Genomic DNA, 11597 nt, shown 5'->3' with positions numbered 1-11597 from the left:
GGCAACGGCAGGCACGGTCTTCCAGCAGGATCATGGGACGTAGACACTCACATGATCGCCGGTGACCGTGCCTGCCACATTTCGTCACGAACCCTCCCAGCAAGGCAAGTTGGGGTGAACACCCTCAAGTCACCTTCGTGCCGATGCCCTGGTCATGACCGCGGTGACGTGCGGATCGTTCATCCTCATCCGGCCATCGGCGGTGAACGCTTCGGAGAAGACCCTGTCGCCATTGTCGACGGCGTCCTGCAGGCCCACTGAGACGCCGACCTGCTCTCCAGGCCGAACCAACTGGTCGGCGCCACTTCGAAGCGGCAATGGCAGATCCGTAAGCGGAGCGGCCTGCACGCCCTCCGCTCCGAGTGACATGACCAGCGGAATCGTCAGGACTGCCGCGCCGATCCATGCCCGTAATCGCTTCATTTGTCGCCTATCCGGAGTCGTTTGACGATCTTTCACACCACTGTTCTTCACGAACCGGCGGCCGGCGTACTTGCGTTTGCCGGAGGCCCGGGTGACGGGGGCCGAGCCCGCGTATGCCTGCAGTCATCCGGCGGTGGCGAAGCGGGTTCGGTCGTCGCCGATCTCGGCCGGAAGGCGAGCGCCGACTCCGGGCCCGACGCCGGGGAAGCCGAGCATGATCGGCGTATCCGGGTGGGTGCGGGTGCGGAAGGTCCGCTGGTGGCCCGACTCGCGGCCGAGGCGGCCGAGGGCTCCCGTACGGCCGCCCAGGCACCCGCGTACTGGCGTGTTCGGCGGGCTCGGGTGGTGGCGGTGTCACAGCTGGGGGACGTACGGGGCGAGGCCGACGATGAGGACGGACCGTTCGCCCGGCCCTGGCTCGGAGCCCGCGCGGACCGGGCCGACGTAGTGGCTGACCCTGTGGTCGTGGACGGCGTAGCCATCCAGTGGGTCGGTGAGGGTGAAGTCGGCGTGGACGTCCACCCACGGGTCCTCGGGCTGGAGGCCTGCGCTGTCCGGTGTGGCGATGACGTTCTGCCCGCCGACGACGTTGGTACGGCTGATCAGGTGGGCGAAAGTGAACGTGCTGGCCGAACCTCCGTCCTGGTGCAGGCAGTTCGGGAGGGACACGGCGTCCTGGCCGGGACGGTCGACGCCGAGCCTGATCAGGTGGACGCCAGCCCACAGCGGCCGTCTCCCCAGATCCTTCAGGGACAGGACCTGCTCAATGTCCCAGCGCAGGAGTCGCAACAGCAGAGCGTTGCCGCGCAGCGCCTCGGGGATGTCGGGGAGCACGCGCCGAGGCCGCGGGGACTCAGGGGTGTCTTCGCCCTGGGAGAAGTCGGTGACCGTACCGTGGACGGGGTCGGGGGTTCCGGGAATCCAGGACAGTTCGTCCTTCCACGGCAGGTACACGGCATGGGAGTACCGGCGGAACCGATTCGTTCCCGGAGCGTACGGATCGGGTGGCAGAGCCGCGAAGACCTCCCGGATCCTGGCCAAATCCCTCGCAGCGGAGCCGGCCAGGATGATACCGAGTTGCTCAGCGCCGTAGCGGGCGAACCCGCGCTCACGCAGACCCTCCATGCCCTCACCCGGACCCCCCGCAGCAGTGTGCGATCGCCGCTGGGGCTCAGCCTTTTCCACGTGTTCCTCCCACAGGTCACCACCAGGGCCATGGCGCCAGCGGCCCGTGGCGCCTTTCGCACGCCTCCCGCGTAACCCCCCGGGCTCGACGCGGCCCTGCGATGCAAGCCACAGCCCTCGCGGCGTGCTCGTCGCACGCTCGAGGCTACGGCGCTCCGGCTGCTGAGCCTCCTACGGGTCGCCGGAGGAAGCAAACTCGATCATCTTGCGGCCAGCGCCCGATTCCCCCACCAGGCCCACCGGTTCGGCACCACCCCTGCATGCTCGGCGTGACCTCCAGGCCGCGCGGTGCGTGCCGTTACCGGGCCCGGGTGGTCAGGAGCAGGACCAGGGTCTTGGAGCGGGTGGTCCCGAGGGCGGTGGCCACCGCTTCGGCCGGCATGCCGTCGTCACACAGCGCGCCCGCAGTCTCCCGGGCCACCCGGGCGGCGATCCGCTCCAGCACACCGGCGGCGCGCAGCGCGGCCAACGGCGCGTCCGCTGCGCCAACCCCCTCCCACGTCCCCGCGGGATCAGGCGCCGAAGCGTGTACCTGGGAGCTGCGAGACCGACAGACGGCGCGAAGAGCCCTTCGCATGAGGAGAGCGGGGCCGCCACGCACGGCGTTGCACCCGACGCTGCCCAGCGCTCGGCCAACTCGCTGCCGAGCCGGCGGGCCTCACGGTTGCGGCGGCGCGAGACCGCCCTCTTCCGCCTGCCGTCATCGGGTCGGTGCGGGTGCCGGGGTTTGGGGTGCGGTGTCTGCAGGACGTCCTTCGCCGCCGTTTCACACCTGGGCTGTCTCAGCTTGACTCTGTCGGGTGTTTGTAAGGACTTCTTTGGGGACCAGTGTTCGGAGTTCTTTTGGCCCCAGCGGTGGGTCGTAGGGGGCGTGCGGGAGGGTGCTTCACGCCCCTGCGGCAAGTTGTTTTGGCCCCACTTCGATCGGGTGGTTTCGCTAGCCGGGGGTGGGGTGGTGGGCGGTAGTTTTGGGGTCTCGGACAGGCTTCGAAATCGCGCCCCCGACAGGTGCGGGAGTCTGCCGACCCGACTCGGCTCAGGTCGTGGGCATCCCAGTGCTCGCGGCGTCTGGATGAGATCGGGCAATGGACCGGCCGGCACTGGGACCTCGCGGCCGGGCCCAATATGGCTGCGGCCGGCACCCCGAAGGGGTGCCGGCCGCAGTGTTGTGACGGTCAGGTCAGCGACGTCGCTTCTTCTGAGTCTGGGCGAACCGGTAGGAGTCCGTGCCGGTCTCGACGATGTGGGCGTTGAAGGTGACGCGGTCGACGATCGCGGTGCAGAGCCGGGGGTCGGTGAAGGTCTGCTTCCACTCCGAGAACGGGGCGTTGGAGGCGACGGCGATCGCGCCCCGTTCCTCACGCTCGGTGAAGATCTGGAACAACAGCTTCGCTCCGGCCTTGTCCAGGTCGAGGTAGCCGAACTCGTCCAGGCAGAGGAGATCGACGCGTCCGTAGCGGGCGATCGTGCGGGCGAGTTTCTTCTCGTCCGCTGCCTCGGCCAGCTCGTTGACCAGGTTCACCGTGGTCGTGTAGCGGACGCGCAGACCGGCTTCCGCGATGGCGGTGCCGATCCCGATCAGCAGGTGGGACTTGCCGGTGCCGCTGTCGCCGATCAGGCAGAGCGGCTGGCCGGCCTTGACCCAGGCGGGATCGGCGAGGGTGCCCAGCAACTCGGGGGTGACGTTCGGGTTCTCCGCGAAGTCGAAGTCCTCGAGCCGCTTGGGCCGGGGGAAGTTCGCGTCCCTGACCAGCCGCTGCTTGCGGCGTTCTTCCCGCTCCGCGCATTCAGCTTCCAACAGGTCCGCCAGGAAGTCTTTGTAACTGGCCCGCTCGCGGGCCGCGGCGGCGGTGATCTCCTCGACTCGGCTGCGGATGGTGGGCAGGTGCAGAGCCCGGCAGGCCTCGTCGATGACCGTTTCGACCGCCCCTTCGGCTGCGGCGTCTCTGCGGGCCGGGGGAACGAGCCCGTTCGTGGAAACGGTGGGAGTACTCATGCGGTGCCTTTCGGATGGCGGCGGGACAAGAGCTGGTCGTAGGGGGCCACCGAGGGCAGGGGACGCTTGTCCTCGGGAAGCTGTGCCCGGCGGGCGGTCAGGGAGACGACTCCGCTGGGCTCGGCCCAGGGCGGCGGATCATCGCTGTCGTCGGTCGAGTCCTCGTGCGGGGAGGCATCGGCGACGGCCCTGCGGGCCTCGACGGCCACCACCTCGGCGTTGATGGAGCCCGCTCTGATCGCGGCCGCCAGGCCCAGCTGGATGGCGGGGGCGGGCATCCGCCGGTGCAGCAGCAGGACCTCGATCAGAGCACGGGTCCCGGCGGCGTCCCCGTGGCTGGTGCGGGCCGCCGCCCAGAACGCTTCGTGGACCTCGGTGAACGTGCCGTTCTCCCGGGCGGCTGCCAGCGCGGTCGACCCGGCCATCGCGCCGGGCTTGACCATCAGGATCTCCAGGTAGTGGTCGAGCTCGTCGCGGAACTCGCCCCGCCGGGTCAGACGCGGGTGACGGGCGACGATCTTGCGGCGTTCGAAGACCAGCAGTTCGTTGCCCCGCAGCAGGACCCGCACGTTCTGGCCGATGAAGCGGGCCGGCACCGAGTAGTGGCACTGGCGGACGCTGATCCGGCTGGAACGGTCCACTTTCGGAGTCAGCGTGATGCCGCACTCGAACTCCCCCAGGGGAGCGGGGCCAGCGAGTCGGCCTCGCTCACGAAGTTGAAGCCGATCGTCGTCAGCCTGCCCTGGAGCATCCGGTCGTCCTCCGCCGCGTCGATCGCGGCGATCTTCTCGTTCAGCTCCTCGAGCGAGGCGACTTCCGGAACGGGGACCAAGTGGGTGCGGCGGAACCGCCCTCCCTCCTGTTCCACGCCGCCCTTCTCGTGGGCGCCGTCCTGGCCCGGGATGCAATAGAAGGCATCGAAGCCGTAGTGCGCCCGGAAGGTGACCCATCGCTCGGACTCCACCCGGCTGCGGCCCGTGCAGATGCGGTTCACGGCCGGTTTCAGGTTGTCGTAACGGATGTGCCGGACCGGGACGCCGCCCAGCGTGTTGAACGCCTCGACGTGGCCCTGCATGAACGACTCCTGGGCCTGCGAGGCGAACACGCGGTGGACGGCCTTGCCCGAGTACGACAGCCGCAGCGTGAACAGGTGGCACTTGGTCACGGTGCCCGCGAGCCGCACCCACACGTCCGCGAAGTCCACCTCGGCTTCCTCGCCGGGGAGATGGACCTGCGGGACCATCCCCGCCAGATGCCGGTGCCCTTCCCGGGCCTCGGTCTCGATCTCCGGCCGGCGGACCGCGACGTAGTCACTGACTGTCGAATACGACACCTCGTCGAAGCCGTGTTCCTGCGCGAGACGCTGGTGGATCCGCCGGGCCGTGTGCTTCTGCTTCCGCGGCGCGGTCAGATCCTCCCGCAGCATCTCGTCGATCCAGCCCTTGGCCGGGTCCAAGACCGATCTGCGGACCACGGGTTCCTTGCGCGGAGGCGGGACGGCCGACTCCAGCGCCTGCCGCACGGTCCTTCGGTGCACCCCGTACTTCTCCGCCAGAGCACGTTGCGACAGACCCGCATCGAGACGCCTGTCCCGACGGATCGCAGCGAACAGTTCAACGCGCGACAAACCCACCCCGGCCTCCCGACACGACCGTGACCACAACACGGCCTCCGACAGACCGTGATCGACGGACACACCCTGACGGCGGACAGCGGATGGAGCACCGCATTCACTCCAAAGAGGGCACGGCGCCACCAAGCACCGGCGAGTGGAGCCAGATCAACTTCTTACGTCAGTGGGGCCACTTCACCCTCCCGCGCTGGAGCCCAAAGAAGCCCTTACAAACAGTCGGGGATCTTGGAGTTTCCGAGGTCAGCTGCCGAGGGTTCGCCAGGACTTCAGCCGGGGGATCTCGTGCTGATCGAGGTAGTTCTGGAAGGCGGTCGGCTGGCGGGGTGGGTGTGTTTCCCCGGTCGGTGGCAGTCCGCTGAGGCGCTCGATGTTGACGGCGATGGCAGTCAGAACGTGCTGAAGGTGGGCCTTGCCCTGTCCTCGGTAGCGGCAGCGTCGCATGCCGTGGCCGTGGACGAACTCGTTGACCGTGCCTTCCACTCCGGAGCGCACCGCGTAGCGGGTCTTCCACTCGGGCGTCTGTTGCTCGGTGCGGACGCGGAGTTGCGGGTCGCGGAGTGCGCGTGGGGGAAAGCCGACGTTGCGGGCGCTTTCTCGGGAGGTGGTGCACTGGGCGCGGACCGGGCAGGGCCGGCACTGGCCCTTGGTGAACCGTGCCACGATCAGCGGGGCCGCGGTGGGCGAGGAGGTCGGGTAGGGGCCGTGCCAGCCCCGGCTGACCTGGCCCTGGGGGCAGGTCACCTGTCGGCGGTCGAAGTCGATGTGGAAGTCGTCCCGGCTGAAGCCTTCGTTCCTTCGGTGCTGGCGGGTGGGGTTGCCCGGCAGCGGCCCGGTGACGGTGACCTCGTGCTGTCGGGCGGCCTGGTCCAGGTGGACCAGGGAGGTGTAGCCGCTGTCGACGAGGTGCTCGGCAGGCAGCAGGCCGCGGTGGTGCAGGCGGGTGTGGATGCCGGGCAGGACCTGGCTGTCGTGCGTGGTGGCCGCGGTGGTGGCCACGTCCGTGATCACGTTGGGGGCGTCGGGGGCACAGGTCTCGGTCAGGTGAGCGGAGAACCCTTTCCAGCTGATGATGTGTCCGTGGCGTGCGTAGCGGGCCGAGGTGTCGTAGGGAGAGACGATCGCCCGGGACGAGGGCGGCAGCCCGGGCCCGCCGTCCTCGTCGGTGCGCCAGAGCAGGCGGCCTGCGGCGTCGCGGTAGTAGTTCTGCACCATGATCTGGCGCAGGGCCTGGACGCGGGGGCCGGACGCTCGGTCTGCCCCGTGCTGGTAGAGGCGTTCCAGGAGCCGGAGAGCGTCGTTGCCGGTGGCGAGGATCCTGGTCTTGGGGCGGGTGGGGTTCTTGCCCAGGCGGACCGGGCGGCCGTAGCGGCGCCCCCATTCCTCATCGACCAGATCGTCCAGCAGGTGCCCGGCGGTGCCGGCGACTTCTTCCAGCACGGCACGGACGGCCTCGGTGACCAGTTCCAGCCGGGTCAGGTCGCGCACCGCGGCCAGGACGTGGGTGGAGTCGGTGCGCTGCGTGGTGCGCTCGCGTACGAGTCCGGCCTCCTTCAGGCGGGCGAGCGCGAGGTCGAGCAGACGGTCGGCGCGGTCGTCCTGGGCGAGGCGCTCGCGGAAGTCGGCCAGCACGCTGTGGTGGAAGCCGGGATCGTCCAGATCCATGGCCAGCGCGTACTTGAAATCGATGCGGCACCGGACCGCTTCCGCTGCCTGCCGGTCCGACAGACCAAGCAGGAACTGCAGCACACAGACGGTGGCCAGTTGGGCGGGCGAGATGCCGGGGCGTCCGTCGCGCGGGTACCAGCCCGCGAAGTCCTCATCGCACCACAGCCCGTCCAGCCGGTCTCTCACCCACATCGCCGTCGTACCGCCCGGGTTGCTCGCCCGCGCGATCTGCGAGGTCAGAGACGGGACTTGCTCACCGGAACGGGGACGGAGCGACAACGGGCACCTCGACAACTGCATCGGTCAACGGAACGACCCGAGCTTGCCCCCTGATCACGCTGTCGCGCCGGGAAACCCCAAGATCCCCGACAGAGTCAAGCTCAGAAGCTGCGCCTGAGTGCGGTCAGGGGCTTGTCGCTTCGGGCGGGGCTGCCCGAAGCGACGGGGCCCCCGTGCTCGTCGTCACCTTGCGGCCCAGTCGTCGCTGGTGCCTCCGCGGTTTAAGCGACGCCTGTCTTGTCGTTGATCTGGAAGGTGATTACGTCGACTTCGTCGGTTCCCGCCAGATCTGCGTAGTGGCCCTTGAGGCCTTCCCGGAGTTCGGTTGCGGTCGTCAGCCCCTCGGCTTGGGCGTCCTGGTTGGTGAGGTCGCTGACCAGGCAGTGCCTGATGCCGGTCACCTCTGCCGGCAGGACGACTTCGGGGTCGCTCTCGAACACCAGCCGTGCCGGCCCGAGCTGGGCCGGGTCCCGGAAGCGGGTGGTCTTGGTCTTGGCGCCGGAGCGGACGTCTTCGAGGTAGCGGGGGTTGAACCGGATGATCGGGGGACCGGCCGTCTCGGGGTCTTGGTAGAGCGATGGGTCGAGACCGTTCATGCCTTCCGGGGTCCATCGCTGAGTCAGCGGCATCAGGTCGGCGGCGAGAACGGACCTGGGCCCCGCGGGCGTGGGCACGATGACGCGCATGGTTGGGTAGTAGTCCACGAAGACCTGCCGATCGCGCCCGCACGGGCCGATGACCCCGCGCCCGTGGTTTCCCACGGCAACGATGCAGCGCATCTGGCGGGCGCCCTGGGCTCGTGCGGCTCCCAGAGCCACGAGTTCGGCGCAGGGTCCGCCGGTGAAGTGGTAGAGGTTCACGCCGGCGAACATCCGGTAGTCGGCGGCCATGACCGCGGCGCCCATCGTGTGGATCCCGTCTTCGTCGGGCCCGGCGTCGGTATGCGCGTCTATCGTGCGGCGTGCCAGCTCCACGAGCTCACGCTCGTCATCATCGAGAGCTCGTGCAGATGACGGTACGTACACGTTTTCAGCCTTCCCTTTCGTCAGCAGTCGCCAAGATCATTCCACGCCATGCAAGTGGGCTCCACGGGATTTCGGCTTGCCTTGACTGGGCCCCCATGGTGGTCCCGTGGGCAGGGATGGAGCGCCCTGGCTGAAGCTGGTCGTGGTCACGGACGACGACCCCGGGCCGCGGCTCTGCCGTGGCTGTGGCGGCCCATTGATGCCGAGGGTGAAGGCGGCGGCGGTGTTCTGCACGTCGGTGTGCCGTTCGCGGCACTGGCGGCGGATGCGGCGGGCAGGCGCGAGGGCCCGGGCGGTGCAAGGTGCCAGGGCTGCCACCTGCCCGGAGTGTGGAGTGTCCTGGACCGTTGGCGTTGAACGTGCTTCCTCGGCAACGCACTGTTCTCCCGCCTGTCGCAAACGGGCCTGGCATAGACGCGCACGCAGCAGCGCGGGATGTGAGACCGCGCATGCTGGGGCCATAGGGCTGCTTCTCGCGCCGGGGCCACACGCCCTTTCGGACGGCCGGAGGGCGTCAGATGGTGCGAAGCAATGGGTCCTCAGGGCGAGTTGGCGGCATGAAATGGTGTCGCGCCAGAGCCCGCGGGGTGGTTGTCCGGATGCCCGAGACGATCGGCAGTGTGAGCCGGGATCGCTACGAACGGGCGTTCTTCGAGACCGTCCACCATCGGGTGGAGAACTTCATCGCCGGAACCCTCCTCCCGCATCAGGAGAAGACCCCGAACGACCCCTACATCCGCACGGTCATGGCGCAGATGGGTGCGATCGAGTCCACCCTTCAGCTGCTGGCCAGCCTGGAGTAAACCGGAGTACGAGAGGCAACGGGCCGCGACCGCCCATCAGCTGGCCCCACCCCACCGGTCGCGGCCCTGCACCGTCATGCGGCTGCCCCACTACCGCTACCCCTCCGACACCAGTGATCTCGAATGGGCCCTGCTCAAGGCGCTCCTCCCGACTCCGGCCTGCCAGACCCCGAAGGGCGGCGCCCCGGAGAAATGGCCCCGGCACCGCATCGTCGACTCGATCCGCTACATCACCGACCACGCTCGGCGGACACCAGATCGCCCGCGCCTCACCAGTGATCACGCGTCTCTACCAGGACCGGGACCTGATGCGGCTGCTCTCCTCGCTCCTGGGCGAGGCGGTCGTCGCCGTGCACGACCCCGTCGAGCGGCACGTCCTGAACGTCCTGCACCGCCCCGGGGACACCCACGGCGCGCACACCGACGACTACCCGCTCGCCCTGGTCCTCTTCCTGGAAGCCCCACCGCACCACACGGACGGCGGACTGCTGGAGTTCCACCCGGGCCGCGGCAACCTCGGCGCCCTCGACGCGCCCGGCGCCCGGCGCGCGCACCACAGGCCCGCCGACGGCTACCTCCTGCGGAGCGACATCACCGCCCACCGCGTCACCCCGCTGGAGCGTCCAGGACTGCGGCGCACCGTCCTCAACTTCGCCTACACCACGCCCGGCCGCCAAGGCGCGACCACCTCGTCCGCCTCCCTCCTCTACGACTGAGCCTGCTCTTCACGCCGCAGGTCCGTGCCAGCGGGCGGGCGAGCCGGAGCTGGGTGTGGGCAGCGGTGATCAGCCAGGTCCAGGGGCCGCGCCTTCGGGCTCCCTCAACCAGGGGTGGGTCCATCCGAGGGTCTGTCTGAACAGGCGGAAGGTGTGCGCCAGGTCGAAGCGCCGGAGGAACGCCTGCCAGCGGCGTGGGGTCGTGCCAGCACCTCATCCCACACGTTGCCCCCGTCTGCCCAGGTCCACAGCCACTGGCGCAGTGACGGCGTCGCGTACCGCAGGCCGTCGTGTGGATCCTGGCCCCCATCCGGTTCCCAGCCGTCGGCATCCCAAAGCAGCACCGGGTGATCAACCGCTATCAGCGAGACGTACCACTCCATGGTGCAGCCGCCGCCCGTCAGGAAGAACCACGACGCTGACTGCCCCCACCCTGGCCGCTCGGCGCGGATGGCGGTCGCGCACGGCCAGTCCGGCAGATGCCAGTGCGGAACGCGGCGCGGCGTCAGCGATGCGAGGCCGCCCTCCGGTCCGAACCCGCCGTCACCGATCTCGGTGTAGATGCGCCGGAGCAATGGGGGTAGCCGATAACCGAGTTTGTGTTCCGCGCGCTCTACTTCGGCCATCGCGAGCGGGGGGAACGGTTGCTCCGGGAGGCAGCCAGAGGAGGGGACCACGCCCTCCGCACCCCTCGCGAGGGCATGCAGCCGCTCCAGCAGTGCGTCATCATCCGCAGCAGTGCGGTGGGCAGCATCGGTCACGAGCCGTGACTGTAATACGGGAGACGGACACCTTCTTGTCCGAATGCTCTGCGCAGGCTCAGACCTCGAAGGACAAGCTCAGGGAGCGAAAGTCGGATCGTCACCCGGGGGGGGCGAGGGTTTCGTAGCGATGTGAGACGGGGGCGGCTCGGCGAGTGCGTTCAGTCGACGACGGCGCCGCCGGTGACGTTGACCTCTGTGGCGGTCATGGTCGGGGCGCGGTCGGAGGCGAGGAAGGCTGCGGCGTAGGCGACGTCTTCGAGACGGGGCCGGCGGTGGAGCAGGGTCGCGGTCGCCTCGGGGTCGTCCTCGGGCGGGTTGGACGGATCGGGCGAGCCGGGAGAGAGCAGCCAGGCTACCCGGATGCCGTGCGGGCCGAGTTCGCCGGCGAGCTGGCGGCACAGACCGGAGAGGGCGGACCAGGCAATGTGGGAGCCGCCGAGGCCGGGGATGGCTTCTCGGCCGCCGCCCATGGCCAGGATCACTCCGGTGTGGCGGGGGATCATATGGCGGGCGACGGCGGTGGCCAGAGTCAAGTGGGTGGTGACCGCCTTGGTGACGGGGCGCAGCACGTCTTCGTCGGCCATGTCGACCAGCGGGGTGCCTTGCAGGTCGTCGTTGGAGGTGGCGTTGAAGGCGATACCGATCCCCCTGGAGTGTCGGGCGACGGCTTCGGCGTGCTGCTCGACCGCGGCGCGGTCGGTCGCGTCGAGCGTGGCGGTCTCGACGCGACCCCCGGATTCGGTGATGGTGCCGGCGAGCTCCGCCAGAGGTGCGTGGGTGCGCCCGACCAAGTGGACCGTGGCGCCTTCGCCGGCAAAGACGCGGGCGACCGCGGAGCCGATCGCACCAGCGCCGCCGTAGACGATGGCGGTCTTGTTCTCCAGCAGCATGGCATTGGCTCCTTCGTCGAAGTTCGATCACCTGGACGCCGCAGCTGCACCGCGCTCGTGCTAATCCGTATAACGCTTCGATGGTCGCCACACCAGCCAGTCTGGGCACGCAGTTGCTCGTGCGGCAAGGGTGTGCTCGGTTGCGGAGGCGGGTGAGGCCACGTCGACGGTGGTCCGCTGCGTGAGACGGGCGGCCTCGGTCGCGCCAGGGGGATGGG

9 protein-coding genes and 3 pseudogenes are annotated in these 11597 nt (G+C 69.3%); 2 read left to right on the top strand and 10 right to left on the bottom strand.

Going from position 1 to position 11597, the window contains the following annotated elements; translation table 11 throughout:
- Positions 1-129 precede the first annotated feature (129 nt).
- From OG332_RS46740 to OG332_RS46705, 8 genes and pseudogenes are all read right to left on the bottom strand, one after another.
- Complete coding sequence (locus OG332_RS46740) at positions 130-423, bottom strand: hypothetical protein (protein ID WP_327419573.1); 294 nt, start codon at positions 421-423, stop codon at positions 130-132.
- A gap of 39 nt (positions 424-462) precedes the next feature.
- Positions 463-663, bottom strand: a pseudogene (locus tag OG332_RS46735) (transposase); the annotation flags it as partial.
- A 114-nt stretch (positions 664-777) separates the two neighbouring features.
- Positions 778-1548 carry a 2OG-Fe dioxygenase family protein gene (locus tag OG332_RS46730; RefSeq protein ID WP_327411499.1) on the bottom strand — a complete coding sequence of 257 codons (771 nt, stop codon included), beginning with the start codon at positions 1546-1548 and terminating at the stop codon, positions 778-780.
- A gap of 358 nt (positions 1549-1906) precedes the next feature.
- Complete coding sequence (locus OG332_RS46725; protein WP_327411500.1) at positions 1907-2077, bottom strand: hypothetical protein; 171 nt, start codon at positions 2075-2077, stop codon at positions 1907-1909.
- Positions 2078-2788: 711 nt separating this feature from the next.
- A complete protein-coding gene (gene istB / locus OG332_RS46720) occupies positions 2789-3604 on the bottom strand; it encodes an IS21-like element helper ATPase IstB (protein ID WP_327411501.1) in 816 nt (271 codons plus the stop codon).
- Positions 3601-5231 (bottom strand): annotated as a pseudogene (istA, locus tag OG332_RS46715) (IS21 family transposase). The gene istB and the pseudogene istA overlap by 4 nt, the downstream one beginning before the upstream one ends.
- A gap of 246 nt (positions 5232-5477) precedes the next feature.
- Positions 5478-7094 (bottom strand): IS1182 family transposase, encoded by a 1617-nt coding sequence (locus OG332_RS46710; protein WP_327419058.1) that lies wholly within the window; start codon positions 7092-7094, stop codon positions 5478-5480.
- Between the two features lie 308 nt (positions 7095-7402).
- Positions 7403-8155, bottom strand: coding sequence for an ASCH domain-containing protein (locus tag OG332_RS46705; RefSeq protein WP_327411502.1), 753 nt, complete (start codon positions 8153-8155; stop codon positions 7403-7405).
- Positions 8156-8805: 650 nt separating this feature from the next.
- On the opposite strand from OG332_RS46705, the gene OG332_RS46700 reads away from it, so the two are divergent.
- Both OG332_RS46700 and OG332_RS46690 read left to right on the top strand, forming a co-directional pair.
- Entirely contained in the window at positions 8806-9009 is a 204-nt protein-coding gene (locus OG332_RS46700) for a hypothetical protein (RefSeq protein WP_327411503.1), read from the top strand.
- A 113-nt stretch (positions 9010-9122) separates the two neighbouring features.
- Complete coding sequence (locus tag OG332_RS46690; RefSeq protein WP_442816087.1) at positions 9123-9725, top strand: HalD/BesD family halogenase; 603 nt, start codon at positions 9123-9125, stop codon at positions 9723-9725.
- 25 nt (positions 9726-9750) lie between these two features.
- Here the strand turns inward: OG332_RS46690 and OG332_RS46685 are convergent.
- Together OG332_RS46685 and OG332_RS46680 are read right to left on the bottom strand one after the other, a co-directional pair.
- Positions 9751-9917 (bottom strand): annotated as a pseudogene (locus OG332_RS46685) (NF041680 family putative transposase); the annotation flags it as partial.
- A 730-nt stretch (positions 9918-10647) separates the two neighbouring features.
- The gene (locus OG332_RS46680) at positions 10648-11379 is read right to left on the bottom strand and encodes an SDR family NAD(P)-dependent oxidoreductase (RefSeq protein WP_327411505.1); all 732 of its coding nucleotides are present in this window, start codon (positions 11377-11379) and stop codon (positions 10648-10650) included.
- Positions 11380-11597 lie beyond the last annotated feature (218 nt).

Origin of the sequence: Streptomyces sp. NBC_01233, assembly GCF_035989305.1 — a bacterium.
Lineage (GTDB): Bacteria > Actinomycetota > Actinomycetes > Streptomycetales > Streptomycetaceae > Streptomyces.
This window is presented reverse-complemented; position numbering and strand designations above follow the sequence as displayed.

Bases quoted from the DNA above. Each gene is read 5' to 3' on its own strand.
- OG332_RS46740 (WP_327419573.1), bottom strand. From the start codon at position 423: ATGAAGCGATTACGGGCATGGATCGGCGCGGCAGTCCTGACGATTCCG.
- OG332_RS46730 (WP_327411499.1), bottom strand. From the start codon at position 1,548: ATGGAGGGTCTGCGTGAGCGCGGGTTCGCCCGCTACGGCGCTGAGCAA.
- istB (WP_327411501.1), bottom strand. From the start codon at position 3,604: ATGAGTACTCCCACCGTTTCCACGAACGGGCTCGTTCCCCCGGCCCGC.
- OG332_RS46710 (WP_327419058.1), bottom strand. From the start codon at position 7,094: ATGTGGGTGAGAGACCGGCTGGACGGGCTGTGGTGCGATGAGGACTTC.
- OG332_RS46700 (WP_327411503.1), top strand. From the start codon at position 8,806: ATGCCCGAGACGATCGGCAGTGTGAGCCGGGATCGCTACGAACGGGCG.
- OG332_RS46680 (WP_327411505.1), bottom strand. From the start codon at position 11,379: ATGCTGCTGGAGAACAAGACCGCCATCGTCTACGGCGGCGCTGGTGCG.